Source organism: Methylibium sp. (assembly GCF_035762065.1).
Taxonomy (GTDB): Bacteria; Pseudomonadota; Gammaproteobacteria; order Burkholderiales; family Burkholderiaceae_C; genus Methylibium.
Genome location: NZ_DASTPW010000002.1, coordinates 172,414 through 198,873, shown reverse-complemented (window position 1 = coordinate 198,873; position 26,460 = coordinate 172,414). Strand labels below are relative to the sequence as shown.

The window sequence follows — 26,460 nt, the reverse complement described above, 5'->3', positions numbered from 1 at the left end:
CACGGCATCGATCGGACGGCGAGCCGGCTCACGCGGGCTCCCCAAGCTTGAGCGCCGCGTGCGCACGCTCGACGTGCGCGGCGCCCACTTCGTCTTCACCGGCCCGGCGCGCGTCGCGCTCGGCGCGGTCACGCAAGCGCTTGGCCGACGAGATTTGCACCAGCACCGGGTCGAGCGCGACCAGCTCGGCCAGCCGGGCCTGCGCATCCGCGTGCCAGCGCGTCTCGTCGTGAACGGCGTCGGCCGGCCGTGCGAGCGTCGCCTCGACGCGGTCGAGGTCGGTGCCCAGCGGCAGCACGTGGAACAGCGCGTCGAACAGCGCGTTGCAGAACTCCTGCAGCACGTAGGTCGCACCGGCATAGCCCATGAACGGCGTGCCGGTCGCGCGCCGGATGATCGGCAGCGGGAACGACGCGGGGATGAAGCTCGGCTTCATCGGCGAGGCACCGCCCGCCTCGGCGAGGTACATGCGCTCGTTGTAGGAGCCGTACAGCACCAGCGGCGGTTTGGTCTTCACCAGCTCGCGCACGGCTTCGTTGTCGGTCTTCTCGCCAGGCTTGCGCGCGATGGCGAAGTTGCACGGCAGGCCGAGCTCGTCTTCGAGGAAGTGGCGCAGGCCGCGCGTGTAGGTCTCGTTGGCCACCACCGCGAAGCTCGCGGTGCCGAAGAAGTCCTGCGTGACCGAGCGCCACAAATCCCACACCGGCTTGATCGTCGTGTGCTTCTCGCGCTCGATGAAGGGCTCGGGGTCGAGGTGCAGCAGCTCGCCGAGCTTGCGCAGGAAGGCGGTGGTGCTGTGCAGGCCTATCGGTGCTTGCAGGTAGGGCCGCTCCAGGGCTTCGCACAGCATCCGGCCGAACTCGCGGTACAGGCAGATGTTCACGTCGGCCTCGACCAGCCGCGACACGTCGGCCAGATGGCTGCCGAGCGGGAACACCATGTTCACTTCGGCGCCGATGCCCTGCACCAGCCGGCGGATCTCGGCAAGGTCGCTCGGCGAGTTGAAGGTGCCGTAGCTCGGGCCGATCAGGTTGACGCGCGGCTTCTCGCCGGCGGGGCGCTGGTCGAACGGCACGCGCTGCGGCACCTTGCGCAGGCCGTACTCGCTCCACAGCCAGAACATCGCGCGGTTCGCGCACTGCCACTGGTCCTCGTCGATCGTGCGCGGCAGGAAGCGCAGGATGCCCGTGCCTTCGGGCGTGACGCCGCCGCCGATCATCTCGGCGATCGAGCCCGTCACCACGACCGCCGGCAAGTCCGGGTCGAGCGTGGCATGCGCGCGCTTCATCGAGCCTTCGGTGCCTTCGCGGCCGAGCTGCTCCTCGGCGAGGCCAGTGACGACGATCGGCAGCTCGTGCGGCGGCAGCGCATCGGTGTAGTGCAGCACCGAGGTGACCGGCAGGTTCTCGCAGCCGACCGGGCCGTCGATGACCACCTGCAGACCTTTGATCGCGGTGAAGACGTACACCGCGCCCCAGTAGCCGCCGGCACGATCGTGGTCGAGGACGAGTGCCACTAGACCATCTCCTCGGCCTTGCGCTTCTTGGCGAGCTTCACCATCTGGCGACGGTGATCGGCCTTGAAGTCGGGGCGGTCCTTCGGCGTGCCGTTGGCGCTTTCCCAGACGCCGGCGGTCGGGCCGTCGCCGGCACCGTCGAAGAAGCTCTTCATCGCGTCGAAGCGATGCTTGTTGCCGATCGCGGCGTTGATCACCTGAGCGAGCGAGCCGGCGCCGGCCGGGCCCATCAGCGGGCGTGCCGAGATCAGGTTGGTGAAGTACAGCGCGGGGATAGCGCGCTGCTTCGCAAACTGCACGACCGGCGTGGTGCCGATCGCGAGATCGGGCTGGTATTCGTCGACCGCGGCGAGGTCCTGTTCGAGCGACGCGCGGAACTGCACCTGCACGCCATGCGCCTCGAGCCATTGCCGGTCCGCATCGTTCCAGGCGGTGCGCGGGCAGGCGCTGCCGACGTAGCGCAGGTCGGCACCGCTCTCGACGAGCAGCCGGCCCACCAGCAGCTCCGAGCCTTCGTAGCCGCTGAGCGTGATGCGGCCGCGGATCGGCGTCTTCGCGAGCACGGCCTTGATGACCGGCAGGAAGCGGTTCTTCGCCGTGTCGATCTCGGCCTGGCCGACGTTCAGCGTCGTGCCGATCGCCTGCAGCCAGGCCTCGGTGCCGTCGTGCCCGACCGGCGCCGAGCCGACGATCGGCCGGCCGGCAGCTTCGAATTCACGCAGGCTCGCGGTGTAGAACGGGTGGATCGCCGCGACCGCCGCGCCGTCGAGCGCCGCATACAGCTCGCGCCATTCGCGTGTCGGCACCACCGGCCCGGCGGCCAGGCCCATCGGTTCGAGCAGCGAGCCGATCACGACCGGATCGGCCGGGAACATCTCGCCGAGCAGCGTGACGGTGGGCCTCGCCGAGCGCCCCGCCCTCGGCGCCGCGACCGGCCCGGCCTGCACTTCGCCGCGCGCGTACTTCAGCATCGCCGCGGCGAGCACGTCCTTCGCCTCCGCATGCGTCGGCACGCCGAAGCCGGGCACGTCGATGCCGATCACGCGCACGCCGTCGATCTGCTTGGGCAGGATCGAAAGCGGCACGCCGCTGGCGGTCGGCACGCAGAGGTTGATGACGACGATCGCATCGAGCTTGGCCGGGTCGGCGACTTGATGGACCGCGTCGCGGATGTCCTCGAACAGCTTGCCGGTGACCAGCGTCTCGCTGTTGAACGGCACGTAGCCGACGCTGCGCTTGGCGCCGTAGAAATGCGAGGTGAACGTGAGCCCGTACACGCAACACGCCGAGCCCGAGAGGATGGTCGCCGTGCGCCGCATGCGCAGGCCCACGCGCAGCGAGCCGAACGCGGGGCACATGCTCTGCGGCTGGTCGTGCGGGCCCTTGGGGTAGTCGCGGGCATAGGCGTCGAGCGTGTCGCTCTTGCCTGCAGCCCTGGCCGCCTCGAGCATCTGCGCCTGGCCGCCGTGGCAGCCCGCGCCTTCGACCGGCGTTGGCGCGCGGCTCGCGACGATCGGGATGATGGTGACGGCGCTCATGGTTGCGGCTCAGGCGGCGTCGTAGACCACTTCGAGCGTCTCCTTGACGATCTCGGTCTTGCCGCACATGTCGAACAGCGAGGCCGGCTCCATCTTGAAGTCGCGTCCGGTCACCTCGGCCGAGAACAGGCCGAGCAGCTCGTCCTGCGTCTGCGGCTTCGGCCGCAACGGCGGCGCCTCGGCGACGTTGGTCGCGAGCTCCTCGAACAGCGAGGCCCACTGGGTGCCGGGCCGGCCGATGATTTCGTAGCTGGCGCTCTTGCGGCGGATGTCCTCGTGCGCGGGAATCGCCGCCAGCACCGGGATGCCGGCGTTCGCGGCGAAGGCCTGCGCCTCGCCGGTGCCGTCGTCCTTGTTGATCACCATGCCCGCGACACCCACGTTGCCGCCGAGCTTGCGGAAGTACTCGACCGCGGAGCAGACGTTGTTGGCGACGTAGAGCGACTGCAGGTCGTTGCTGCCGACGACGATGACCTTCTGGCACATGTCGCGCGCGATCGGCAGGCCGAAGCCGCCGCAGACCACGTCGCCGAGGAAGTCGAGCAGCACGTAGTCGAAGCCCCAGTCGTGGAAGCCGAGCTTTTCGAGCGTCTCGAAGCCGTGGATGATCCCGCGCCCGCCACAGCCGCGGCCCACTTCCGGGCCGCCGAGCTCCATCGCGAAGACGCCGTCGCGCTTGAAGCAGACGTCGCCGATCTGCACCGCCTCGCCGGCGAGCTTCTTCTTCGAGCTGGTCTCGATGATGGTCGGGCAGGCCTTGCCGCCGAACAGCAGCGAAGTGGTGTCGCTCTTCGGATCGCATCCGATGAGCAGCACCTTCTTGCCCTGCTGCGCGAGCATGTAGCTCAGGTTCGCGAGCGTGAAGCTCTTGCCGATGCCGCCCTTGCCGTAGATCGCGATGATCTGCGTGGTCTTGGTGGCCTCGCCGGTCACCGGCGCTTCGGGCTCGATCGCCGCTTCGGCGCGCAGCGCGGCAAGCATCGCGTCCTTGCGAATGATCTGGACCGGCGCCGATGCCGGGATCGTCGAAACGCTCATGCGCATGCCCTCCAGTCGAGAACCATCTTGAGACAGGCCGCGTCGCCGAAGGCGCAGCGGTAGGCGCCGTCTGCGTGCTCGGCGGCTTCGGTGTGGGTGATGAGGCCGTCGAGCGACAAGCGGCCGTCGGCCAGCAGCGTGGTGACCGCCGTCATGTCGGCGCGCTGCCACTCGGCGGCGACGCGCAGGCGCACTTCCTTCATGAAGGCCGGCGCGAAGTCGAAGCCGAGGCGCTGCTGGTAGAAGCCGGCAAGCACGATCTCCCCGCCGGGCGCGACACGCTGGATCAGCCGGTCGAGCAACGCGGAATCGCCGCTCACGTCGTAGACCGTGCGGTAGTCGCGCCGGGGGTCGTCGTCGGGGCGCAGCACCGTGTAGCCGTGCGCGCCGGCACTGCGACGCTCGTCGAGCTCCCAGACCGTCGGCGCCGGCAGGCCAGCGGCCACCGTCAGGCGAGCCAGCAGGCGGCCCAGCACCCCGTGGCCGACGATCAGCTCCGGCGGCTCGATCGTCGCGAGCTTGCCGCCGCCGGCGACCGCGTGATACGCCGTGGCCGCGAGCGCCAGCAGTACCGCGTTCGCGCCGAGTCGTTCTGCAATCGGCACCACCCGCGCGGCCGGCACGACCAGCTGCGAAGCCGCGCCGCCGAACAGGCCGCGCACGTCGCCGAAGCAGCGCGCGCCCGGCACGAACACGCGCTCGCCGATCGCGAGCTTGGCATCGGGGCCCGCCTCGACCACATACCCCACAGATTCGTAGCCTGGCACCAGCGGATAGCCCATGCCGGGGAAGACCGGCATCTGCCCGTTCCACAGCAGACGCTCGGTACCGGTGCTGATGCCGCTGTAGTCGATGGCGACCACCACGTCGGCCGGGGACGGCACCGTCAGGTCGAGTCGACTCAAGGCGAGTTGGCCTGGCTGCTCGAACACCACCGCCTGCGCGTGCATGGAGGCTCCTCGTTATCGATGACCCGCCGGGGCCGGCGGAGCCGGCATCCATCAGCGGCAAGGGTCGTCGCTATGTCTGAATGTCATCCTATGCTTACTAAACGCAGTGTCAACGGATATTTACATCAGTCCGCGTTCGCGCTCACGGCGCCCCCACCGCGCTGGCCACCAGCACCTGCGCATGCAACGGCAGGTGCGGCTTGAGGCGCCGCACGTCGCCGAAGCCGGCGGCGCGCAGCAGCCCCTCGATCTCCGCGGCCGAGCGCGGCCGGCCCTCGCCCATCGCGAGCAGGTAGAAGCCGAAATAGGCGTCGCCCATCGCCTCGGCGCCCGGCGTGGCCGACATCGGCTCCGCCACCAGCAGGCGCCCGCCGGGCGGCAGCGCGGCGCGCACCGCGCGCAGCAGTGCGGCAACGCGTTCGTCGGGGTGATCGAAGAGCACGCGCACCAGCGAGATCACGTCGGCACCGCGCGGCAGCGCGCCCGAGAAGAAGTCGCCCGGCACGAGCTGCAGCCGGTCGCCCAGCGCCTGGGCCTCGGGACGCCGTGCAGCGCGCTCGACGACCGGCGGCAGGTCGAACAGCATCAGCCGTAGGGCCGGCGCCTGGCGCCCCACAGCTGCGATGAAGCGGCCCTCGCCGCCGCCGACGTCGAGCAGTACGCGGTGGGCGCCGAAGTCATAGGCCGCCAGCACCTCGTCGATGACGATCGACTGCGAGGCAGACATCAGCGCGGAGTACGCCGCGACGCGCTCCGCCGACATCGCCCCGGCGCCTCGCGAGCCGGTGGCATAGGGCCAGTAGCTGGCCAGTGTGGTGGCCGCCTCGCCGCGCAGGAGCGCCACGGGATCGCGCAGGTCGCCGTAGAGCGCGCTGTGGTGCTCGACCATCGCCGCGACCGCCGGATTGCCGACCATCGGCGCGCCCAGCGCACCCAAGGCGATGCGGCCGTCGCGCCGGCGTCGCAGCAGCTTCAGCGACACCGCCGCGGCGACCAGCCGGCGCGTCGCCTCCGGTGCCAGTCCGAGCTGCGGCGCGAGCGCCTCGATGCGCTGCGGCCCTTGCGCGAGCCGCTCGAACACTTCCAGCCGCACGCAGGCCAGCAGCACCTGCGAATAGACGAAGCCCGCGACCAGATCGAACAGCTGCGAAGCGCGCCGGCGCGCCATCCAGCGCCCCCACCAGGCGCCGGCCGCGCGATGCCGGAACGTCGGGTCGGCGATGCGGGCGTCGCGCCAGCTGAGCAGGCGGTCTTCGAGGCGGTGCCACCAGCGCGGCAGCCGCATGCCCGTCCTGCGTTCGCCGTCGGCGGCCCGATGGGCCGGTGCGGGCGCTTCGAGCGGCGCGGCCTGCGCGGCGCCGGCGGGCTCGGCGCGAACCGGCGCCGGGCGCGCGGCGCGCTCGGGCCTCAAGCCGCCACGCGGGCCAGGCTCGGCAGCAGCTCGCTCGACCACGCCAGCGGCACCAGTCGCTCGGACTCGTGGCGCACCAGCGCGCGCAAGGCGCCTGCGCCCGGACAGGGCGGGATCGCCGCGACCGCGCCGGCCACGAGCCGATCGAAGTGCTGCACCGCGCCGCTCAGGCCTTGCTCGACCGCGACGCTCGGGCGACCCAGCGCGCGGTCACGGCCGACCGGCTTGCCAATCCAGCGCGGATCGGCGCCGGCGTCACGGATGTCGTCGGCGACCTGGTAGGCCTCGCCGAGCCATTCGCCCAGCGCGCGCCAGGCTTCGGCGCCTGCCCCGGCAGCCTGCGCGCCGGCCATGGTCGCCGCGGCGAACAGCGCGCCGGTCTTGGCGCGCTGGTACTCGCGCAGATCGACCTGCGACTCGCATTCCCAGGCCTGCCCGGCGGTGATGCCGTCGGGCGCGCCGACCCCGCGCGCCAGGGTCGCGAGCAACGGCGCGAGCCGCTGCGGCGCGACCGCGGCACCCTGTCCCAGCGTCTGGAAGGCCAGCACGATCAGCCCGTCGCCCGCAAGCACGGCCAGACGCTCGCCGAAAGCGCGATGCACCGAGGCGCGGCCGCGGCGCGTGGGCGCGTCGTCGAAGCAAGGCAGGTCGTCGTGGACCAGCGAGGCGCAGTGCAGCAGCTCCACCGCCGCGGCGGCCGCCATCGACAGCGCAGGCGCATCGTCGCCGCAGGCATCGGCCACTGCCAGACAAAGCTGCGGCCGGATGCGGGCGCCGCCCGGAAACACCGCGTGCCGAAGCGCCGCGGCGAGCTTCGGCGGGCCGCGCCCTTCGTCGATCGCCGCCATCGCCGCGGCAAGTGCCTTCTCGATGCTCGAGCGCGATTGCATAGGTCTTCTCCGGCTCAGCGCTCGACGAGCGCTTGGGTCAATCTAGCAGCACACCACGGGTTGTCAATCGTGAATGACATCCGGCGGCTTCAGCGCAACTGCAGTGAGCGGCGTTCGATGCGGCGGTGTTCGAGCTGCTCGAACAGATCGATCAGGTGGACGGTGGGGCGGGGCGCTTCGGGCGGCCGCGGCGCCTGCGCCAGCATCTCGAGCAGCGCAGCGGTGGCCGGCAGCGCGACGCCTGCACCGAGCCGAGCGCGCCGCCGCGGCGCGAGCAGCCCGCCGAGGCAGCCGAGCTTGCGCGCCGGGCGCACGACCGCGCGCCGGCTCACCGCATCGAGCCCGTTGCGCCGCACCTGCTGGCCGATCTCGGCATACAGCACGCGCGCGGCGTGGATGCCCGGCCGGCACGCCACCGGCAGCAGCGCCACGCCTTCGGCCGCGCACGCATAGAGCGCATCGGCACGCTGCAGCAAGCGTTCGATGACCTGCGCGAGCCGCGGCGTGAACACCGGCCGCGCGAGCCAGGCTTCGGCATCGATGCCGGCTTCGGCCAGCCAGTCGAGCGGCAGGTAGAGCCGGCCCATGCGCGCGTCCTCGCCGACATCGCGCGCGATGTTCGACAACTGCATCGCGCAGCCCAGCTCGCAGGCGCGGGCGACCGCCTCGGCGCTGCGCCCGCCGCGCGTCGCGCCCATCACGGCGGCCATCATCGCCCCCACGGTGCCGGCGACGCGCATCGCGTAGTCGAGCAACTCGGCCTCGTTGCGATAGCGCCGACCGGCGCGGTCCCACTCGAAGCCTTCGATCAGCGCCTCGGGCCAGCCTCGCGGGATGCCGTGGCGGCGCACGACAACCGCGAACGCGCGGTCGGCCGCTGCATCGGCCGGCTGGCCGGCGTAGATGGCGGCGAGCCGATGCCGCAGCACCGCGATGGGATCGGCGACCGCCGGGTCGATGCGATCCACCGCGTCGTCGGCAAGCCGGCAGAAGGCATACAGCGCGCAGGCCGGATCGCGCACCGCGGCCGGCAGCAGGTGCGATGCGGCAAGGAAGGTGCGCGAGCCGCCGCGCAGGGTGTCGCGGCAGGCGGCGAGGTCCGCGGCATGCGTCGCGGGTTCGTCCCAGGATCGCGCGGCTTGGGCGTACGACATGGCCGTCATGCGGACTCCTTCGATACAGCTTCGATCAGCGCGGCGGCGCGCTCGGGGGCTTCTTCGTGTGCGAGGTGGCCCAGCCCGTTCCAGCGCACGAGCCGGGCCTGCGGCAGCCGCGCGCGCACGCGCTGCGCGACCGTCGGCGGCACGGTGCGATCACGCTCGGCCGCCACGAGGTGCAGGCAGGCGGCGAGCCCGGGCAGGTCGCGCTCGAGCGGGCGCAGGTCCCAGCGGGCCATCATCGCCAGCGCGCCGGCCGCGTGCGCCGGACTGCGCACCAGGCGCGCGTAGAGCGCGAAGCCCTGCTCGTCGAGGCGCGAGCCGGTGCTGCCGACGAGTCGCTGCACCACACGCCGGTCGCGCGAGTGCGCCGCGAAGAGCTTCGGCACCAGCGGCTGCGAGGCGAGCAGCCGCGCGGCCGGCATGAACAGCCGGCCGGCAAGCCCGCCGAAGGGCAGCAGCGCGCCGTTGAACGACACGATCGCGCGCGGCGCCGCGAGGCCGTCGAGCGCCATGCGCACCGCCACGGCCGCGCCGGCCGAGTGGCCGACGATGGACGCCGGCACGAAGTCGATCGTGCGCAGCAGCGCGGCGATCGCGGCGGCCATGCCCGGCAGCGTGTGCGCGCCCGGCGGCCCGGCGGAGGTGAAGGCGTGGCCGGGCAGGTCGATCGCGAGCACCTCGTGCCGCAGCGCGAGGGCCGGCGCGACCTCGCGCCACGAATGCGTCGACGCGCCGGTGCCGTGCAGCAGCAGCACGCGCGGCGCGTTCGCCGGGCCCAGCCGCTGCAGGTGCCAGCGCAGGCCGGCCGCTTCGACGAAGCGGCTGTGCTCGGCGAGCGGCCAGCCGCGGCCGTCGACGTCCCAGACGAGATCCTCGGTCGAGGCGCGGCTCATCGCGTCGCCTGGGGATGGCGGCGGCGTCCGCAGCGCGACGGGGGAAGCCGGCGCTGCATCGGCGACGACGGCAAGCGGCGCATTCACGGGCGCGTCGCCTCGAGCGCCACCGCGCGCGCCGCGGCCGACATCGCACCGCTGCCAGCCTGCGGCAGCGAGAGGTGCCGCGCACCCAGCGCCTCGGCGAGCCGCGCCGTCGGCGGTGATGCGCCCCCGCCGAGAACGCAGGGCGCGGTGTCGATCACCAAGCCTGCCACGCCCATGGCGCCGAGCAGTCGCGCCGATGCGAGCGCATCGGCCAGCGCCTGCTCGCGGCCCGGCCGGCCGTCGCGCGCGACGTTCGCGCGGCCGTCGGTCAGCAGCACCAGCACCGGCGTGTCGCCGCGCCGTCGCACCGAAGCGACGAGCGCCGACGCCGCATCGAGCCCCGCCGCGAGCGGCGTGCCGCCGCCGCCCGGCAGGCCCGCGAGGCCGCGCTTCGCGCGCACGAGCGAGCGCGTCGGCGGCAACAGCAGTTGCGCGCCCGCGCCGCGGAAAGCGATCAGCGCGACGCTGTCGCGGCGCACGTAGCAGTCGGCGAGCAGCCGCTCGACGGCGCCCTTGGCCTCGGCCAGGCGATGCAGCGCCGACGAACCGGAGGCGTCGACCACGAACACCGTCGTCGTCGAGCGGCGCTGCGCGTAGCGGCGCACGTGAAGATCGTCGCGGCGGATCTCGACGCGGCGCGGCGCGCGCGCCGCCGTGCCTTGCGACGCGCGCCGCAGCGGCTGCCACGGCGCGGCCGCGCGCAGCGTCGCGACCAGCGCGAGCCGCGCACCGCCGCGCACCTCGCCGCGCTGCGCGCCGAGCGGCCGGCCGCGCAGGCGCGAGGCCTGCAGCGCACCGGCACGGCCGCCGGCCGACGCGGCCGGGCTGCGCGGCGCGCGCGGCGCAAGCAGCGCGGCGAGCAGATCGGCCGGGATCGCTGCCTGCGCGGCTTCGAGCACCACGTCGTCGAGCGGCCGGGCTTCGGCGTCGCGGGGCACGTCGTTCGAGTCGCCGGACGCGTCATGGCCCGGCGGGGCAGGAGGCGGCGTCTGCGCTTCGTCGTTCGCGTTCGGCAGCCGCGTCGCGCGCGACGCGAGCACCAGCTGCGCGGCACGCGCCGCGTCCTCGGCGCTCACTTCGTCGCGACCCTTCAGTGCCGCGAGCACGCGCGCCGCACGCAGCGCCTGCGCCGGCGCGCGCAGCGAACCGACACCGAGCGCCAGCGCCGCGGCGCAGAGCGCTTCGACGATGTCGTCGCCGGCCGTCACGCGAAGCAGGCGCTGCCGCGCGGCCTGCACGGCGTCGCGGTCGTGGGTGTCGAGCGCGGCCAGCGTGTCGCGCCAGCCGAGCGACGCGAGGTCGAGCTCGAAGGCCAGCCGATCGCGCAGCGCAGGGGCTGCGCGCGCGTCGTCGGCCGCCTCGCCCTCGTCGAACGCGACGACGCCGAAGCCCGCGGCGTCGGTGCGCGACACACCCTCGCGCTCGACGACGACTTCGCCGGTGTCGAGCGCACGGCACAGCTCGGCGCCGACCGCGGCATCGAGCCGTTCGGCCATCGGCACGAACAGCCAGCCGCCGTGCGCTTCGGCGTAGACGCCGCGTTGCGCGACGGGGCGCCCGCTCGAGAGCGTCGCCGCGAGATCGAGGCCGCCCAGGCGCCGGCTCGCGTCGGCATGCGAAGGCAGGCGGCGCACGGGCGTGCCGCGGGCGAGCAGCGATTCGAAGCCTTCGAGCCAGGCATCGCGCACCAGCCCCGGCCGTGCGCGCAGCAGCACGCCGCCCAGGCCGCCGGGATCGACGGCCGCGAGCGCGGCGATGTCGAGCGCGTCCGGCCAGGCGGGCGCATGCATCGCGATCACGCGGCGCGCAGCACGCCGAAGACCTCGTCGATCGCGCGCTCGACACGCAGGCTCGAGCCGCTGTCGTCGAGCGGATCGCGGCGCAGCCGGTGCCGCAGCGCCGAGGGCGCGACCGCGCGCAGCTCGGCGTCGCCGACCCGCGCGCGGCCGTTGAGCGCCGCGAGCGCGCGCGCCGCGCGGATCAGCGTCAGCTCGCCGCGCAAGCCGTCGGTGCCGAGCGCGATGCACAGCCGCGCCGCCTGCTCGTGCGCGGCGTCGTCGACGTCGACCGCGCCGAGCGCCGCGCGCGCCTTGACGAGGCGCCGGCGCAGGCGCTCGTCGTCCTTGCGCCAGCGTTCGACGAAGGCGGCGGGCTCGCGCTCGAAGGCATCGCGACGCTTCACCACCTCGACGCGCGCGCCCAGCTCCTGCGGCGTCTTCACCTCGACCGAAAGCCCGAAGCGATCGAGCAGCTGCGGGCGCAGCTCGCCTTCTTCCGGGTTGCCGCTGCCCACCAGCACGAAGCGCGCAGGGTGGCGCACGCTCAGGCCCTCGCGCTCGACGACGTTCTCGCCCGACGCGGCCACGTCGATCAGCAGATCGACCAGATGGTCTTCGAGCAGGTTGACTTCGTCGATGTAGAGGAAGCCGCGGTGCGCGCGCGCGAGCAGTCCCGGCTCGAAGGCCTTGACGCCTTGCGCGAGCGCGCGTTCGAGATCGAGCGCGCCGACGACGCGGTCTTCGGTTGCCCCGAGCGGCAGGTCCACCACGGGCACTGGCAACAGCGTGCTGCGCAGGCTGCGGCCCAGCTTGGCGCAGTCGTCGCACAGCGCGCTCGCTTCGGGATCGCAGCCGTAGCGGCAGCCGGCGACGGCGCGCATCTTCGGCAGCAGCCCGGCGAGCGCGCGCACCGCGGTCGACTTGCCGGTGCCGCGATCGCCGAAGACGAGCACGCCGCCGACCTGCGGATCGACCGCGGCGATCAGGATCGCCTGCTTCATCTCCTCCTGGCCGACGATGGCCGAGAACGGGAACGGTGTGGCCATCGCGAACTCCTTGTCAGCGGATCGGTTGCGCAGCGGCCCGCTGCGCCTCGCGCGGCCAACGACGGCGCAGGTCCCAGAGATGCGCGAGGCCGGCCAGCGCCACCGGCAGCGCGATCCACGCCGCCGCGGCGCCCGCCACGGCGGCGCGCAAGGCGAGCATCAACAGCAGCCCCGAGACGAGGCTCGGCGCCAGGGCCGCGAGATCGACGCCGCCGCGCCGCCTCGACCACAGCGCCAGCGCCACGCATTCGAGCAGCGTGATCGCGATCACCGCGTCGACGAAGTCGGCGGCGGACAACGATGCGAGGGCGGCGTCCATCGCGGGGGCCTGCTTCAGCGCGCGATGCCGCCGGCAACCATCGGCGCGCCGAACGGGCCGTTCAGCGCGACGATCGTGTAGTTCAGGAAGGCCGCGAACGCGACCCAGCCGAGGTAGGGCACGAGCAGCCAGGCGCCGAGCGCCGAATGGCGGGCGACCACGACGATCAGCACGACGATCGACAGCCACAGCACCACCACTTCGGCCAGTGCCCAGTCGGGCCGGTGCAGGCGGAAGAACAGCAGGCTCCACAGCACGTTGAGCGCCGCGTTCGCGCCGAAGACCTTGACGATCGTGCGTCGCGCGGCGGCGTCGGGCGCGGCGATCGCGGCCTTCAAGCCGGCGAGGGCGGTGAGCGCGAAGATCACCGTCCATACCGGGCCGAACAGCCAGTCCGGCGGCTGCCAGCTCGGCTTCTTCAGGGCTTGGTACCAGGGGCCGATGTCGGTCGCGAGCCCGCCCAGCACCGCGACGGCCACCGCCGCCAGCGCCGCACCGACGATCGCCTTGCGGCGGCTCGCGGCCGCAAGACTCATGCCCTCGCCTCCACGACAGAGCACATCACCGACCCGCACTTCCGTCGGCAAGAGCGTGCATTCGCTCGCTTCGATCCCCACTGCGCGGGGCCCCTCTCGCGCGGCTCATGCCCGCACCACCCCCATCAAGTGCGCCAGATCCTTGAAGAAGATGCGCACGTGTGCCATCGGCTTCCTGCGCACCAGCTCCTTGTTCATGTAGGCCTCGAAGGTGAGCTGCTGGACGTCGCGGTCGCGGCAGATCGAGACGAAGCGTTCGCGGCGGCGGTCGCTCGAATACCAGAAGCGCTGCATCACGCCGAGCACCCAGAACACCTTGCCGTGCAGGCGCATGAAGCGCTTGCGCGCGGTGGCGAGCACGCGGGCGTCGCCGGTCTGCAGGAACACGTCGACCGTCTCGGCGGCGATGCGACCGCCGGCCATCGCGTAGTAGATGCCTTCACCCGAAGCCGGCGCGACCACGCCGGCGGCGTCGCCGGCGAGCAGCACGTTGCGGCCGTCGTCCCAGCGCTTGAGCGGCTTCATGGGCAGCGGCGCGCCTTCACGGCGCAGGGTCTCGGTGCCCTGCAGTCCGCTGGCCTCGCGCAGCGCGCCGACCGCGCCGCGCAGGGAGAAGCCCTTGTCGGCGCTGCCGGTGCCGATCGACAGCGTGTCGCCGTGCGGGAACACCCAGCCGTAGAAGTCGGGCGAGAGGCTGCCGCGGTAGACCACGTCGCAGCGCGAGCCATCGTAGCCGGCCGGCTTCACCGCAGGCGCACGCACGATCTCGTGGTACGCGAACACGCACTCGTTCGGTTCGCCGCCCGTGACGGCCTGGCGCGCGACCGCGGAGCGCGCGCCGTCGGCGCCGATGACGGCGCGGGCGCGCAAGCTCGCGCGCCGGCCCTCGCCGTGGCCGTGCCGGTCGCGTTCGGTGAAGTGGATGGTCGTGTGGCCGTCGGGCTCGCTCACGAGCCGGTCGAAGCTGCCGATGCGGCGTTCGGCACCGCCTTGGGCGGCTCGCGCGCGCAGCCATTCGTCGAACTGGTCGCGGTCGACCATGCCGACGAAGCCGCCTTCGATCGGGATGTCCACCCGCTTGTCGCTCGGCGAGACCATGCGCGCCGAGGTCGCGCGGGCGACGAGCAGCGCATCGGGGATCTCGAAGTCGCGGATCAGCCGCGGCGGAATCGCGCCGCCGCAGGGCTTGATGCGGCCGGCGCGGTCGAGCAGGCAGACCTTGCGACCGCGGCGGGCCAGGTCGTTGGCCGCGGTGGCGCCGGCGGGACCGCCGCCGACGACGACCACGTCATAGAGCTCGTCATGGTGCTTGTCATCCATCGCGCCATCTCCTTGCGATGCCATCGTCATCAGCCGTTCGCGCCCGCGAGCGACAGGTCTTGCCTGGGGACGGGCCGCGCAGCCGGCGGCACCTCGATGCGTGATGCGAGCACCGCGGCTGCGAGGAACATCAGCGCCTCGACGAAGAACACCAGGGCGTAGGCGCTGCCGATGTCGGCGATGAAACGCCGCGCGACATCGCTCGCCGCCGCGCCCGCGAGGCCGCCGAAGCCGAAGGCGATCGCCTGCGACGCGCCCCAAAGGCCCATGCGCACGCCCTCGCGCCGTGCGTGGCCGACGCCGGCGAGCCGCATCATCGAGCCGATCGCCGCGATCGAGAACGCGCCGTTCGCGGCGCCGAGCAGGAACACGGTCGCGGCCAGCGGCCATGCGCCGCCGCGCACGCCACCGGCCACCAGCCCGAACAGCGCGAGCGCCGAGGCGAGGCAGCCGCCGACGGTCCACGCCTTCAGGCTGCCGAAGTCGCGGGCTTGCCAACGCCCGGGAAGCTGCCGCCCGGCGAATGCGGCCATCAACATGCCAAGCAGCACGCCACCGTGCTGCACGCCGGCCAGCGACGTCGATTGCCCCGGCGTGTAGCCGAAAACGCTGCCGGCGAAGGGCTCGAGGATCAGGTCCTGCGCGCTGTAGGCCAGCATCGAGACGAACACGAAGACGGTGAAGCGGCGCGCGGCCGGCTCGTCCCACACCTGCGCGAGCGCCGCGCGAAACGGCATCCGCGTGCGCGCTTCGGCCGCGGGCTCGGCCGCGTTCGATGCCGCGCCTTCGAGCCCGCGCAGCGCCAGCAGCGTGAGCGCGAAGGCCGCGATCGCGACGCCGGCCATCACCGCGAGCAGCCGCGCCGGCGAGTACGGGTCGAGCAGCTTGCCGGCGACGCCGGCGGTGACCGCGAAGCCGCAGATCATCATGAGCCACACCAGCGTGGCTGCGCCGGCGCGCCGCTCGGGCACGACCCGCTTGGCCAGCAGCACCAGCAGCGAGGTGCCGGTCGCGCTGACGCCCAGGCCGATCAGCACGAAGGCGAACACCGCGAGGGCGATGCCCGGGCCGCGCGCGGTCGCCATCGCCACGACCGCGACCGCGGCCAGCACGCCGCCGAGGCCGAGCACTGCCATGCCGCCGACGATCCACGGCGTGCGGCGCCGGCCTTCGTCGCTGCCGTGGCCCATGCGCGGGCGGGTCAGCTGCACCGCGTAGTGCAGCGCGACGAGCAGGCCCGGCAGCAGGGCCGGCAACGCGAGCTCGACGACCATCACCCGGTTCAGCGTCGAAGTGGTCAGCACGACGATCGCGCCGAGCGCCGCCTGCACGAGCCCGAGCCGCGCGACCTGCTGCCAGCCGAAGTTCGTGGCGGCGTTCATGGTGATGCGAGGGAGCGCAACGCGAAGGCGCTGACCATCATCCCGGCGACGAACAGCGGCACGCCGAAGCCGCTGTAGAACAGCGCGCGCTCGACCGGCTGCGCGAGGAAACGCCGCATCAGCACCAGCTGCCCGGCCATCAGGGCGCCGATGCCGGCCGCATGCCAGGGCGCGCCCCAGGCGAGCAGCAGGCCGAGCACCACGCACTGCGGCACGAGCATGAAGGCGCAGGCCGAACGCGCCGCGTTGACTGCGCCCAGCTGCACCGGCAGCGAGGCGATGCCCATGCGCCGGTCGCCTTCGATGGCCTTGAAGTCGTTGAGCGTCATGATCCCGTGCGTGCCGACGCTGTAGAGCAGCGCCAGCAGCAGCGAACGGCCGCCGGGCACGTCGCCCAGGCTTCCGCCGGCGACCACCGCGGCGCCGGTCGCCCAGGCCAGCCCTTCGTACGAAATCCCGCAGGCCGCGTTGCCCCACCAGCCATTGCGCTTGAGGCGCAGCGGCGGCGCGCTGTAGGCCCAGGCGAGCGCGAGGCCGACGAGCCCGGCGACGAAGGCCCAGGGCCCCAGCGTCGCAGCGACCGCCGCGGACAGCAGCGTCCAGCCGATCGCGATGCCCAGGCCCCAGCGACCCGGCAGGCGGCCGGAAGGGATCGGCCGCTGCGGCTCGTTGATCGCATCGACGTGGCGGTCGAACCAGTCGTTGACCGCCTGACTCGATGCGCACACCAACGGGCCGGCGAGCAGCACGCCGGTCAGCACCGCGAGCCAGCGGTCGGCCACCGGCAAGCCCGAAGCGACGACGCCGCAGGCGAAAGCCCACATCGGCGGAAACCACGTGATCGGTTTCAACAACTCGGTTGCGGCGGACAAGCGGACAGCCAGGCGAGACATGCGATCGATTCTGTGACTCGCTTCATCGAGCGTCAACTTGGGTTTACATTGAACGTGTCGTCCCAGCTTGTCGGAGGAGTCCTGATGGAGCCACGCGCTTGTCCGCGGTCCTGAACGCCGAGCCGCGCGGCGCGGCTTTCGCTCCCGCGGCGCCGGCCGGACCGCATGCGGTCGTGATCGGCAGCGGTTTCGGCGGGCTCGCCGCCGCGATCCGGCTCTCGGCGCTGGGCTGGCGCGTCACGGTGCTGGAAAAGCTCGATGCCCCCGGCGGCCGAGCCTACGTGCACCGGCAGGACGGCTACACCTTCGACGCCGGGCCGACGATCATCACCGCGCCCTTCCTGCTCGACGAGCTGTGGGCGCTGTGCGGCCGGCGCTTCGCCGACGACGTCGAGCTGCGCGTCGTCAGCCCGTTCTACCGGATCCGCTTCGCCGACGGCAGCTGGTTCGACTACACCGGCGACGCCCAGGCGATGCGCGCCGAAGTCGCCCGCTTCAACCCGGCCGACGTGGCAGGCTACGAGCGCTTCCTCGCCGAGGCAGAACGCTGCTACGCGCTCGGCTTCGAGGACCTCGGTTCGAAGGCCTTCGACAGCTTCGCCGACCTGCTCGCCGCGGTGCCCGCGATGACGAGGATGCGCGCCTGGCGCAGCCTGCACGGCATGGTCGCCTCGCACATCCGCGACCCGAAGCTGCGCACCGTGTTCACGCTGCAGTCGCTGCTGATCGGCGGCAACCCGTTCGGCGTGACCTGCGTCTACAGCCTGATCGCGTCGCTGGAGCGCCGCTGGGGCGTGCACTACGCGATGGGCGGCACCGGCGCGATCGTGCGGGCGATGGCGCGGCTGCTCGAATCGCGCGGCGTCGCGATCCGCTGCAACGCCGAAGTCGCGCGCATCGATTGCGAGCCGCAGGGCGGCCGCTCGAGGGCCACGGGCGTGACGCTCGCCGACGGCACGCGCTTGGCGGCCGACATCGTCGTCAGCAACGCCGACACCGCCTGGACCTACCGCCGCCTGATCGCGCCCGAGCATCGCCGGCACTGGAGCGACCGCCGCATCGACGCCGGCCGCTATTCGATGAGCCTGTTCGTCTGGTACTTCGGCACGCGCCGGCAGTACCCGGACGTGCCGCATCACCTGATGCTGCTCGGGCCGCGCTACGAAGGCCTGCTCGACGACATCTTCCGCAAGCACCGGCTCGCCGAAGACTTCAGCCTCTACCTGCACCGCCCGACCGCGACCGATGCGTCGATGGCGCCGCCCGGCTGCGACGCCTTCTACGTGCTCGCGCCGGTGCCGCACCTCGACAGCGGCACCGACTGGCGCGCGCAGGCCGAGCCGTATCGGCAGGCCATCGAGCGGGTGCTGGAAGACAGCGTGCTGCCCGGCCTGGGCGACAACCTCGCGACGTCGCGGGTGACCACGCCGCTCGACTTCCGCGATCGCCTGCTGTCGCTCAAGGGCGCCGCTTTCGGGCTCGAGCCGCACTTGCTGCAAAGCGCCTGGTTCCGCCCGCACAACCGCAGCGAGGACATCGACGGCCTGTTCATGGTCGGCGCGAGCACGCATCCAGGTGCGGGCGTGCCGGGCGTGCTGTCGTCGGCGAAGGCGCTCGAATCGGTGCTGCCGCCGGTGTCGGCGTTCGCATCGAAGGGTTGAGCGGCGATGGACTTCTCGAACCCGATCGTCTACGAGCTGGGGCTGACCGTCGTCGCGCTCGTGGCCTTCGCCATCTGGCAGACGGTGACGCTGAAGCGCGACATGCGGCGCACGCGCGAGGAGGACGCGGCGCGCGAAGCACAGGCAGCGCAGGCGGCGCACGGGGAACGCGACGGCGAACCGCCCGCCGGCACCGCTTGATCAGCCGGCCCGCCGCGGCATGCGCCACGGCAGCATCCATTGCGTCGAGGTCGCGAGGAGGCGGGTCACGTCGAGGCTCTCGTGCACCGCGAGCACCTCCTCGCCGAGCAGCCGCGAGGCGATGAGCTCGCGCGAGTAGAACGGGCCGTCCTCCAGGCGCTGCAGCACGCGCGGCTCGAAGCCGCTGCCGTCGTCGTCGCAGCGCGTGCTGCGTGCGAGCCGCCACAGGCTGCGCGGCAGTTCCCGGCGCGGCGGGGCGGCGAAGGGTTCGACGCGGCCGTGGCGATCGAAGCGCAAGGCCAGCACCTCGCTGCTGCGCCCGCGACCGCGGCGCTCGACGTTGCCCGGCGCCGAGCGGTGCCGGACGTCATACAGCACCGCGCAGCCGCCGTCTCGAAGCGCCGCGCGTGACCAGTCCCAGGCGAGGAAGGGCCGGTCGATCGGCTCGTCGCCTTCGTTGCAGTCGAGGTAGCCATGGCCCGACCAGCGCTGCGCCGGACTCGCGAGATCGACCTCGACGCGCGCGCACGGCGCGATCGGCCCCCAGCGGTGCGCACCGCCGGCGTCGAGCGCGGTGACGTGCTCGCAGGGCGCTTCGAACATCACGCGCACCTGGCCGCGCAAGCGGCGCGGGATCGGCACCGCGACTTCGTCGATGTCGAAGACGAGCGCGCTGCCGTTCCAGCGCGCGCTGCTCGGGCCGATCGCGAGCGCATGGCGTTGGCGCTGCAGTTCGCGCCGGCCGCGCTCGGTCATTGCCCAGCGCCGGCCGGCCGGGCCGTAGAGCGCGACGTTGAGCGCGACGTGCCGCTCGGGATCGCGCTGCGGATCGCGCTCGCGCGCGGCGGCGTAGTACGGCGAGAAGACGCTGCCGACGAAGGCGATCAGGCTCAGTCCGTGACGGCCGTCGTCGCTGAGTGCGTCGACGTACCACCAGAGGTAGCCGCCGGGCGCGACCGGCGCATCGAAGCAAGGTGCGCCATCGTCGCCTCGGCCGCCCAGCGGCCGGACAGCGCCGCCATCGGCACGCCCGCGCCCGGATGGACGCTGCCGCCCGCGAGCATCAAGCCCGGCAGGCGGCTCGTCGCGCCCGGCCTCCGGAACGGCGACATCCAACCGTTGATCGACCCGTGCGAGGGCCGGCCATAGAGCGCCCCGCCGGTCGCCGGGAACAACGCTTCGAACTGGATCGGGCCGGTGCGCGTCGTCGAGATCGAGGGCTCGATCCGCAGACCACAGTCCGACAGGAAAGCCAGGCGGTCCTTCTCGCATGCGTCGATCTCCATCTCGGTGGGTGCGCCGCGGTCGCCGAGCGCGGGGGCATTGACGAGCATCAGCAGGCGCTCGGGACCTTCGGGGGCTTCGTCGCCGAGCCGGTCCTGCGCGCAGACGTAGACGGTGCCGCGGCGCGGCAGCCGGCCACGGTGGAATACGTCGTCGAATTCGCTGGCGTAGTCGTCGTCGAAGAAGACGGTATGGCGCGCGAGCGGGAAGCCGGCGGTGCGCGCCTGCAGGCACCAGGTCAGCGCCGACAGCGAGCGCGCGCGGGCCGCGGCCGGGACCGCGCGCGCGGCCTCGGCGCCGAGCCGCCCGGCGGCGAGCGCGGCCGTGTCGCCGTTGAAGACGACGGCATCAGCGTCGATCGTGCGAGCCCGGGCGCCCTCGCCGACCGGTGCAACGCGCACGCCGACGGCGCGGCCGTCGCGCACGACCAGCTGCGTCGCCTCGTGCCCGAACACGAAGCGCGCGCCGCGCTCCTCGGCCGCACGCATCGTCGCCAGCGCGAGCGCATGCATGCCGCCGGCGACGCTCCAGACGCCGTCCATCTCGACCTGCGCGATCAGCATCAGCGTGGCCGGCGCCTCGAACGGCGACGAGCCGCAGTAAGTGGCGTAGCGACCGAACAGCTGCTGCAGGCGCGGATCGCGGAAATGGCGCGCGAGCGAGGACCAGAGGCTGCGCAGCGGCCCGAGGCTCGCGAGCGCGCCGAGCCCGCGCGGGCCCAGGCCGGCTCCGAGGCTTGCGACGCTGGGCCGGCCGGCGCGGATGTACGGCCCTTCGAGCGCACGCAGCACGCGCTCGGCCTGCGCGCAAAAGCCGAGGAAGCGGCCTGCCTCGTCGGCGCCGGCGAAGGCTTCGATCGCCGCCGCTGAGCACGCGCGGTCGGCATGCAGATCGAGCCGGGCGCCGCTGCGCCAGGCGTGGCGCGCGAGCACGCCGAGCGGCGTCAGCCCGACACGATCTTCGAAGCGCAGGCCGGCCGCGTCGAACAGCTCGTCGAAGACCCAGCGCATCGTGAAGACCGTCGGCCCCGCATCGATGCCGGGGCCGACCTGCCGCAGCTTGCCGCCCGGCGCCGCGGCGCGTTCGACCACCGTGACCTTCACCCCGCGCGATGCAAGCCGCAGCGCGGCGGCGAGGCCGCCAATGCCCGCGCCGATCACAAGCACGTGGCGCTCGGCCGGGTATGCGCGTTGCACGGGGCCATCAGCCAAGGTCGCGCCCTTTCCACCGGCCGCCTTGATCGAGCACGACGAAGCGCGCGAACAACGATTCGGCGAACCAGCCGTGCTGGTAGGCGGCACGCGCGGCGGCGAGATGGGGGCCGTGCCGCGCATAGGCCTCGACGCTCGCGGCATCCCGCCAGACGCTGAAGGTCGCCTGTCGCAGCAGCGGCGCTTCGCCGAGGCCGGTGGCGAGCCGGCAGCCGGGGGTGTCGATCAGCGCGTGCTCGGCGGCCGGCGAGAGCCGCCAGAACGCGAAGGCGCTGCGCGGGCGGATCGAGGCACGCGTCAGCACCGCGATCGGGCCGTCGGCGGGCGGCTCGCCCCGCACCACGAGCGCCCGCCCGGCCCAGGCGCCGCGCGCCGAGCAGCAGGCGAGCTTGAGCCAGGCGCATTCGCGCGCATGCGCGGCCCAGGCCTGCATCACCGGGCTTGCGGCGACGAAGCGATCGGCGGCGGCCTCGTCGGCGAACAAGGCGAAGAGCCCGAGCCGGTCGGCGCTGGGCCGCAGACCGAAGCCGCCTTCGTGGCCGCTGCCGAGGACCTTGAAGAACGCGAGGCCCGGCACGCGCCGCAACGCGAAGCGGCCGACGACGAGCCGCAGCGCACCCCACAGGCGGGCGCTGCGCTTCATCTGCAGCAACAGCACGAGCGCGGTTTCCCGGGCGACGGCGTCATGGCCGGCGCCGGCGCGGGCGACGGAAGCGCCGGCCGGCGCCGCGCGCGTCAACGCCGGCGCGACCGCAGCGCAAGCTTTACTTGCCGCCCTCGGTGCCCAGGTCGCCGAGCCCATAGCGTCTCAACTTCACGTACAGGCTCTGGCGCGAAAGGCCGAGCATCTCGGAGGCCGACGCGCGGTTGTCCTGCGTCAGCTCGAGCGCGGCTTCGATGCACATCTGCTCGATCAGGTCGGTGGTTTCGCTGACGATGTCCTTCAGCGGCACGCGGCCGACCAGCTCGATCAGCTGCGAGGCCGAGCGCGGCAGTTCGCGGCGCTTGAGCGCGTCGGGGTTCAGCCGGCGGCCGACATCGCGCACGGTGAAGCCGAGGCAGGGGTGCTCGCCGCCGGCGACCGATGCGGCCGAGATCTCGACGTCGACATCGACGCCGTAGGCCCCGCGCACCCGCGTCGCGAACAAGCGCAGCGCACCGTGCTGCTTCAGGTTGGACAGCAGCACGCCGAGATCGACTTCGGAGCGCCCGAGCCAGCGCGCGAGCGGCTGGCCGACGACCAGGTCGCGCGTCGCGAGCTGCGTCATCTCGATGAACGAACTGTTCGCCGCCAGCACCATGCCGTGTGGATCGGTCACCACGAAGCCGTCGGGCATGCGCTCGACCAGCTGCAGCAGCGATGCCGCCGATTCGTTCGGCGCCGCCTGGCGCGGCGCGGCGAGGCCGCCGACCACGCGCAGCGTCTTGGCCGCGGGCGGCGTGAGGCGCACCAGCAGCATCGAGCCTTCGGACTGGCGGAACAGCGAGGCCGCGACTTCCACCGGCATGCCGTTGTCGAGCTCGGCGTCCATCGCGTGGTCGGCCTTGCCCGACAGGCGCACGCCGCCGAGCAGCGCGGCAACGCGATCACGCGCCGCGACGCCGAATCCTTCGGCGATCGAGCGGCCGACCAGCGTGCCCGCCTCCTTGCCGAGCAGTTGCTCGGCGGCCGGGTTCAGCTCGACGATCTTCAGCGTCTCGGCCGCGACGATCACGATCGCCTCGCGCACCTGCTGGAACAGGTGCCGGTAGCGTGTCTCCATCTGGCGCAGCCGCAGGTAGTCGCGCTCCATCGCCTGCTGCGCTTCGACGAGCCGGATCTGCAGCGACGAGTTCGCGCGCAGGTCGCGGCCGAAGGCCACCACCTGGCCGTTGCCGCCGACGCGGATCGCCGAATACAACAGCGGCAGGTCGGGCCCGGTGCCCTGTGCGTGGTTGATGTGGCGCCACTTGCGCGCGGCCTCGGCCTTCGAGGCGCCGGCCTCCTCGAGCAGCGCAGCGACCTTGGGGCGGCTCTCGACGGTGACGGTTTCGCTCCAGCGGCGGCCGACCCAGTCGGCGCAGCTCGCGTCCTGCAGGTCTTCGGCGCCGACCGAAACGTCGCGGATCACGCCGTCCGCATCGAGCACCAAGGCAAGGTCGGAGGCGACGGCGAGCAAGGAGGCGGTGGCCTTGGCATCGAGGCCGGCCAGCAGGTGCCGCGGCGCTTCTGAGTGTTTCACCGAAGTCTTCCGGATCAAGCGAGCGAAGCTTCGACGACTGCTTTGAAGGGATTCGCGGGAGGGTCCGTCGGCGCCCGTGTCATCCGCGCGCCTGAGCTTGCCCGCGGCTGGCGAGCAGGTCTTGGGCCTGGGCTACCGCGTGCGGCGCGTCGCGGGCCGTGGCGTCGGCACCCAGGCGCGCGAGCAGTTCCGGATGCTTGACCAACAGGGGCCCGCCGACCATCACGACGAGCGCGGGATTCGCCGAGAGCCGACGCAAGTCGAGGATAACCGCGGCCAACCCTTCGATATGCACTTCGCTGCCGACCGACAGCCCTATCACGTCGAACCACTCACCGCCCACGGTGCGGCGCAGTTGCTCGTCGTTGCACTCGGCATGGTCGAGCACCTTCCAGCCGGCGCGCCGGAAGAATTCCGCGACCATGTGCAGGCCGAAGGTGTGCTGCGAGCCCGGCGCCGGCGCCAGCAGCACGCGGTGCTCGGCCGTCGCATGTTGCGGGCGGTCGAGGAATTCCGGGCTCAGCTGGTGCATCACCTGCTGCAGGCGCCACAGGCCGATCGTCACCTCGGAGAAGTCGCAGTCGTCGGATTCCCACAGCTCGCCCAGACGGCAGGCGGTGGGCGCGAGCAGGTCGAGGTAGATCATTTCGAGCGACATGCCTTCGGCGTGCAGCCGTTCGACATGCGCCGAGGCCTCGTTCGGGTCGCGCCCGAGCACCAACTTCGCGAGCAGCGCGACGTCGTCCGGTCCCGGGACGTGGCGTGCGACGCCCGCCGCGAGCGAAGGCAGCGGCGATTCGCGGTGCGCCAGCATCAAGCGCGGAATGATCTCGGTCTGGATCGCCTGCAGCAGCCAGGTGGCCGGCGTGTCGAGCCTCGCCGCCCGCTCCGGCCCGGCGGCGAGGCCGCCTGTGCCGCCGATCTTGGACCCGCCGTCCCATGACTCCCGCGCGTAGCGCTCCGCCGCGCTCGTGTCGGACTGCCGACCGTCGTGCGGCCTGTTCGCCATCGGGCCCCTCCTCTCGAAGTACTGCTCTTGGCGGGGGCCCCGCCATTTCCACGAGGTCTCGCTCACCCACCGGCCGCCAGCTTCACGCTGGGCGAACTCAGGACCGAGAGCTTCGAAGCCGGCACGGTTTCCCATTCGCGCTCCCACTTTGGTTGCGTGATGAAAGGTGCGTCAAGCCCTTGCAAACCCGCGCGCAAAGGCTCGACTCTGCGAGGAGCCTAGTGTCAAGTTTGATGTACGTCAATTCCAATTGACACGCCCCGAGGCTCGGCCTAGATTCGCCGTCATGGGGCGTCGTGCAACGAAAGCGGACAGCGACAGCGAAAACATTCGCGGGGCGCCGCTGTACACGGCGGAGCAACGCCGGCGACGCGACGCAAGCGCATGGACCACGGTGCAGGCGGTGCTCGCACCGCTGCAGTTCGTCGTGTTCCTGGTGAGCCTCGCGCTGATCCTGCGCTGGCTCGCCGGCGGCGAAGGCGAGGCGGCAGCGACCGCGTCGGTCGTCGTCAAGACGCTCGTGCTCTACACGATCATGGTCACGGGCTCGGTCTGGGAGAAGGCGGTGTTCGGCGTCTGGCTGTTCGCCGAGGCCTTCTTCTGGGAAGACGTGTTCAGCATGCTGGTGCTGGCGCTGCACACCGCCTACCTGCTCGCGCTGCTGGCCGACGCCTTCGACCTTCGCACGCGCATGCTGCTTGCGCTCGCTGCCTATGCGGCCTACCTGATCAACGCCGGCCAGTTCCTGTGGAAGCTGCGCCAGGCGCGGCTGCAAGGCGGCGCGCTGGCCGCGGCGGCCGGTTGAACGGAGTGGCCACGATGTCGCCGCCCGTCATCCCGATCCACGCCGCGGGCGGCTGCCGCGACGCGCCGACCGCCCTGCCGCCCGTCCTGAAGGAACGCGGCCAGCGCGAGGTGTTCTGCGGCCTGACCGGCATCACCTGGCTGCATCGCAAGATCCAGGACGCCTTCTTCCTCGTGGTGGGCTCGCGCACCTGCGCGCATCTCGTGCAATCGGCCGCGGGCGTGATGATCTTTGCCGAGCCGCGCTTCGCGACCGCGATCATCGACGAGCGCGATCTCGCCGGCCTCGCGGACGCGAACGCCGAGCTCGATCGCGTCGTCACCCGGCTGCTCGAACGCCGGCCCGAGATCCGGCTGCTGTTCCTGGTGGGTTCCTGCCCGTCGGAGGTGATCAAGCTCGATCTCTCGCGCGCGGCCGAGCGGCTCGCCCAGCGCTTCAGCGCCGACGGCGTGCGCATCCTCAACTACTCCGGCAGCGGCATCGAGACGACCTTCACGCAAGGCGAGGACGCCTGCCTCGCCTCGCTGGTGCCGGCGCTGCCGAGGAACGAGGACCGCGCGCTGCTGGTGGTGGGCGCGCTGGCCGACGTGGTTGAAGACCAGTTCCGACGCCTCTTCGACGAACTCGGCATCGGGCCCGTACGCTTCTTCCCGCCGCGGCGCGCGGGAGAACTGCCGCCGGTCGGCGCCGGCACGCGCTTCCTGCTGGCGCAGCCCTTTCTCGCCGACACCGCGCGCGCGCTCGAAGCCCGCGGGGCCACGCGCATCGCGGCGCCCTTCCCGCTGGGTGTCGAGGGAACGACCGCCTGGCTGCGTGCCGCCGCGGAGGCCTGGCATGTCGGCGCCACCCGCTTCGACGCGGTGACTGCTGCGCCGCGCGAACGTGCGCAGCGCGCGCTCGGCCGCCACGCGCAGCAACTGGCCGGCAAGCGCGCCTTCTTCTTCCCCGATTCGCAGCTCGAGCTGCCGATCGCCCGCTTCCTCGCTCGCGAACTCGGCGTGAGACTGATCGAAGTCGGCACCCCTTACCTGCATCGACAGCACCTCGCCGAGGAGCTCGCCTGGCTGCCCGAGGGCACGCAGCTGAGCGAAGGCCAGGACGCCGAGCGCCAGCTCGACCGCTGCCGCGCCGCACGGCCGGACATCGTCGTCTGCGGCCTCGGCCTCGCGAATCCGCTCGAAGCCGAGGGGCTGACGACGAAGTGGTCGATCGAGCTGGTCTTCACGCCGATCCAGGGCTACGAGCAGGCGAGCGATCTGGCCGAGCTGTTCACGCGCCCCCTGGCGCGCCGGCTGAAGCTGGTCGCCTGA

General features: G+C 72.6%; 24 protein-coding genes. 4 read left to right on the top strand and 20 right to left on the bottom strand.

The genetic code is table 11. The features are described from left to right. Nucleotides 1–28: 28 nt before the first annotated feature. From bchZ to chlG, 15 genes are all read right to left on the bottom strand, one after another. A complete protein-coding gene (bchZ, locus tag VFR90_RS01095) occupies nt 29–1,516 on the bottom strand; it encodes a chlorophyllide a reductase subunit Z (protein ID WP_326404067.1) in 1,488 nt (495 codons plus the stop codon). Further along, nucleotides 1,516–3,054, bottom strand: a complete 1,539-nt coding sequence (bchY, locus tag VFR90_RS01090; RefSeq protein ID WP_326404066.1) for a chlorophyllide a reductase subunit Y — start codon at nt 3,052–3,054, stop codon at nt 1,516–1,518. The genes bchZ and bchY overlap by 1 nt, the downstream gene beginning before the upstream one ends. 9 nt (nt 3,055–3,063) lie before the next feature. Continuing rightward, nucleotides 3,064–4,092 (bottom strand): chlorophyllide a reductase iron protein subunit X, encoded by a 1,029-nt coding sequence (locus VFR90_RS01085; protein WP_326404065.1) that lies wholly within the window; start codon nt 4,090–4,092, stop codon nt 3,064–3,066. Beyond that, nucleotides 4,089–5,042, bottom strand: coding sequence for a chlorophyll synthesis pathway protein BchC (gene bchC / locus VFR90_RS01080; RefSeq protein ID WP_326404064.1), 954 nt, complete (start codon nt 5,040–5,042; stop codon nt 4,089–4,091). The genes VFR90_RS01085 and bchC overlap by 4 nt, the downstream gene beginning before the upstream one ends. Nucleotides 5,043–5,184: 142 nt before the next feature. Beyond that, the gene (locus VFR90_RS01075) at nt 5,185–6,453 is read right to left on the bottom strand and encodes a methyltransferase (protein ID WP_326404062.1); all 1,269 of its coding nucleotides are present in this window, start codon (nt 6,451–6,453) and stop codon (nt 5,185–5,187) included. After that, nucleotides 6,450–7,343: a polyprenyl synthetase family protein gene (locus VFR90_RS01070; RefSeq protein WP_326404061.1), complete on the bottom strand. Its 894-nt coding sequence runs from the start codon at nt 7,341–7,343 to the stop codon at nt 6,450–6,452. The genes VFR90_RS01075 and VFR90_RS01070 overlap by 4 nt, the downstream gene beginning before the upstream one ends. A gap of 89 nt (nt 7,344–7,432) precedes the next feature. After that, on the bottom strand, nt 7,433–8,506 hold the full coding sequence (locus VFR90_RS01065) for a phytoene/squalene synthase family protein (RefSeq protein WP_326404060.1): 1,074 nt from the start codon (nt 8,504–8,506) through the stop codon (nt 7,433–7,435). Beyond that, a complete protein-coding gene (gene bchO, locus VFR90_RS01060; protein WP_326404058.1) occupies nt 8,503–9,396 on the bottom strand; it encodes an alpha/beta fold hydrolase BchO in 894 nt (297 codons plus the stop codon). Before bchO ends, VFR90_RS01065 begins: the two co-directional genes overlap by 4 nt. Nucleotides 9,397–9,479: 83 nt before the next feature. Continuing rightward, nucleotides 9,480–11,273, bottom strand: a complete 1,794-nt coding sequence (locus VFR90_RS01055; RefSeq protein ID WP_326404057.1) for a magnesium chelatase subunit D — start codon at nt 11,271–11,273, stop codon at nt 9,480–9,482. A 5-nt stretch (nt 11,274–11,278) separates the two neighbouring features. After that, nucleotides 11,279–12,307 (bottom strand): magnesium chelatase ATPase subunit I, encoded by a 1,029-nt coding sequence (bchI, locus tag VFR90_RS01050; RefSeq protein WP_326404056.1) that lies wholly within the window; start codon nt 12,305–12,307, stop codon nt 11,279–11,281. 13 nt (nt 12,308–12,320) lie between these two features. Then, nucleotides 12,321–12,626: a hypothetical protein gene (locus VFR90_RS01045; protein ID WP_326404055.1), complete on the bottom strand. Its 306-nt coding sequence runs from the start codon at nt 12,624–12,626 to the stop codon at nt 12,321–12,323. 14 nt (nt 12,627–12,640) lie between these two features. Further along, a complete protein-coding gene (locus tag VFR90_RS01040; RefSeq protein WP_326404053.1) occupies nt 12,641–13,162 on the bottom strand; it encodes a TspO/MBR family protein in 522 nt (173 codons plus the stop codon). Nucleotides 13,163–13,267: 105 nt separating this feature from the next. After that, entirely contained in the window at nt 13,268–14,482 is a 1,215-nt protein-coding gene (locus VFR90_RS01035) for a geranylgeranyl diphosphate reductase (RefSeq protein ID WP_326404052.1), read from the bottom strand. A gap of 29 nt (nt 14,483–14,511) precedes the next feature. Further along, nucleotides 14,512–15,864 carry a BCD family MFS transporter gene (locus VFR90_RS01030; protein ID WP_326404051.1) on the bottom strand — a complete coding sequence of 451 codons (1,353 nt, stop codon included), beginning with the start codon at nt 15,862–15,864 and terminating at the stop codon, nt 14,512–14,514. Continuing rightward, nucleotides 15,861–16,757 carry a chlorophyll synthase ChlG gene (gene chlG / locus VFR90_RS01025; RefSeq protein WP_326404050.1) on the bottom strand — a complete coding sequence of 299 codons (897 nt, stop codon included), beginning with the start codon at nt 16,755–16,757 and terminating at the stop codon, nt 15,861–15,863. The genes VFR90_RS01030 and chlG overlap by 4 nt, the downstream gene beginning before the upstream one ends. 98 nt (nt 16,758–16,855) lie before the next feature. On the opposite strand from chlG, the gene VFR90_RS01020 reads away from it, so the two are divergent. Both VFR90_RS01020 and VFR90_RS01015 read left to right on the top strand, forming a co-directional pair. After that, entirely contained in the window at nt 16,856–18,418 is a 1,563-nt protein-coding gene (locus VFR90_RS01020) for a phytoene desaturase (protein ID WP_326404049.1), read from the top strand. A 6-nt stretch (nt 18,419–18,424) separates the two neighbouring features. Beyond that, a complete protein-coding gene (locus VFR90_RS01015) occupies nt 18,425–18,619 on the top strand; it encodes a hypothetical protein (protein ID WP_326404048.1) in 195 nt (64 codons plus the stop codon). Here VFR90_RS01015 and VFR90_RS01010 read toward each other — a convergent pair whose 3' ends face one another. The 5 genes from VFR90_RS01010 to VFR90_RS00990 all read right to left on the bottom strand — a co-directional run bounded on the left by VFR90_RS01010 (nt 18,620) and on the right by VFR90_RS00990 (nt 24,411). Further along, a complete protein-coding gene (locus VFR90_RS01010; RefSeq protein WP_524538607.1) occupies nt 18,620–19,504 on the bottom strand; it encodes a carotenoid 1,2-hydratase family protein in 885 nt (294 codons plus the stop codon). It lies immediately after the preceding gene. 5 nt (nt 19,505–19,509) lie between these two features. Next, entirely contained in the window at nt 19,510–21,099 is a 1,590-nt protein-coding gene (crtD, locus tag VFR90_RS01005; protein WP_326404046.1) for a 1-hydroxycarotenoid 3,4-desaturase CrtD, read from the bottom strand. Nucleotides 21,100–21,106: 7 nt separating this feature from the next. Beyond that, a complete protein-coding gene (locus VFR90_RS01000; protein WP_326404044.1) occupies nt 21,107–21,772 on the bottom strand; it encodes a spheroidene monooxygenase in 666 nt (221 codons plus the stop codon). 106 nt (nt 21,773–21,878) lie between these two features. Continuing rightward, entirely contained in the window at nt 21,879–23,336 is a 1,458-nt protein-coding gene (gene ppsR / locus VFR90_RS00995; RefSeq protein WP_326404043.1) for a transcriptional regulator PpsR, read from the bottom strand. Between the two features lie 79 nt (nt 23,337–23,415). Then, on the bottom strand, nt 23,416–24,411 hold the full coding sequence (locus tag VFR90_RS00990) for a cobalamin B12-binding domain-containing protein (RefSeq protein WP_326404042.1): 996 nt from the start codon (nt 24,409–24,411) through the stop codon (nt 23,416–23,418). Nucleotides 24,412–24,631: 220 nt separating this feature from the next. Between VFR90_RS00990 and bchF the strand changes: the two genes are divergently transcribed. Next, nucleotides 24,632–25,150 (top strand): 2-vinyl bacteriochlorophyllide hydratase, encoded by a 519-nt coding sequence (gene bchF / locus VFR90_RS00985; RefSeq protein ID WP_326404041.1) that lies wholly within the window; start codon nt 24,632–24,634, stop codon nt 25,148–25,150. A gap of 14 nt (nt 25,151–25,164) precedes the next feature. After that, the gene (locus VFR90_RS00980; protein ID WP_326404040.1) at nt 25,165–26,460 is read left to right on the top strand and encodes a ferredoxin:protochlorophyllide reductase (ATP-dependent) subunit N; all 1,296 of its coding nucleotides are present in this window, start codon (nt 25,165–25,167) and stop codon (nt 26,458–26,460) included.

Excerpts from the sequence above, each read along its gene's own strand:
- bchF (WP_326404041.1), top strand. The coding sequence starts at position 24,632 with ATGGGGCGTCGTGCAACGAAAGCGGACAGCGACAGCGAAAACATTCGC.
- bchI (WP_326404056.1), bottom strand. The coding sequence starts at position 12,307 with ATGGCCACACCGTTCCCGTTCTCGGCCATCGTCGGCCAGGAGGAGATG.
- VFR90_RS01065 (WP_326404060.1), bottom strand. The coding sequence starts at position 8,506 with ATGACGGCCATGTCGTACGCCCAAGCCGCGCGATCCTGGGACGAACCC.
- VFR90_RS00980 (WP_326404040.1), top strand. The coding sequence starts at position 25,165 with ATGTCGCCGCCCGTCATCCCGATCCACGCCGCGGGCGGCTGCCGCGAC.
- VFR90_RS01070 (WP_326404061.1), bottom strand. The coding sequence starts at position 7,343 with ATGCAATCGCGCTCGAGCATCGAGAAGGCACTTGCCGCGGCGATGGCG.
- bchO (WP_326404058.1), bottom strand. The coding sequence starts at position 9,396 with ATGAGCCGCGCCTCGACCGAGGATCTCGTCTGGGACGTCGACGGCCGC.
- VFR90_RS01015 (WP_326404048.1), top strand. The coding sequence starts at position 18,425 with ATGGACTTCTCGAACCCGATCGTCTACGAGCTGGGGCTGACCGTCGTC.
- VFR90_RS01045 (WP_326404055.1), bottom strand. The coding sequence starts at position 12,626 with ATGGACGCCGCCCTCGCATCGTTGTCCGCCGCCGACTTCGTCGACGCG.
- VFR90_RS01040 (WP_326404053.1), bottom strand. The coding sequence starts at position 13,162 with ATGAGTCTTGCGGCCGCGAGCCGCCGCAAGGCGATCGTCGGTGCGGCG.
- bchY (WP_326404066.1), bottom strand. The coding sequence starts at position 3,054 with ATGAGCGCCGTCACCATCATCCCGATCGTCGCGAGCCGCGCGCCAACG.
- chlG (WP_326404050.1), bottom strand. The coding sequence starts at position 16,757 with ATGTCTCGCCTGGCTGTCCGCTTGTCCGCCGCAACCGAGTTGTTGAAA.
- VFR90_RS01030 (WP_326404051.1), bottom strand. The coding sequence starts at position 15,864 with ATGAACGCCGCCACGAACTTCGGCTGGCAGCAGGTCGCGCGGCTCGGG.
- VFR90_RS01085 (WP_326404065.1), bottom strand. The coding sequence starts at position 4,092 with ATGAGCGTTTCGACGATCCCGGCATCGGCGCCGGTCCAGATCATTCGC.
- VFR90_RS01035 (WP_326404052.1), bottom strand. The coding sequence starts at position 14,482 with ATGGATGACAAGCACCATGACGAGCTCTATGACGTGGTCGTCGTCGGC.
- bchC (WP_326404064.1), bottom strand. The coding sequence starts at position 5,042 with ATGCACGCGCAGGCGGTGGTGTTCGAGCAGCCAGGCCAACTCGCCTTG.
- VFR90_RS01055 (WP_326404057.1), bottom strand. The coding sequence starts at position 11,273 with ATGCATGCGCCCGCCTGGCCGGACGCGCTCGACATCGCCGCGCTCGCG.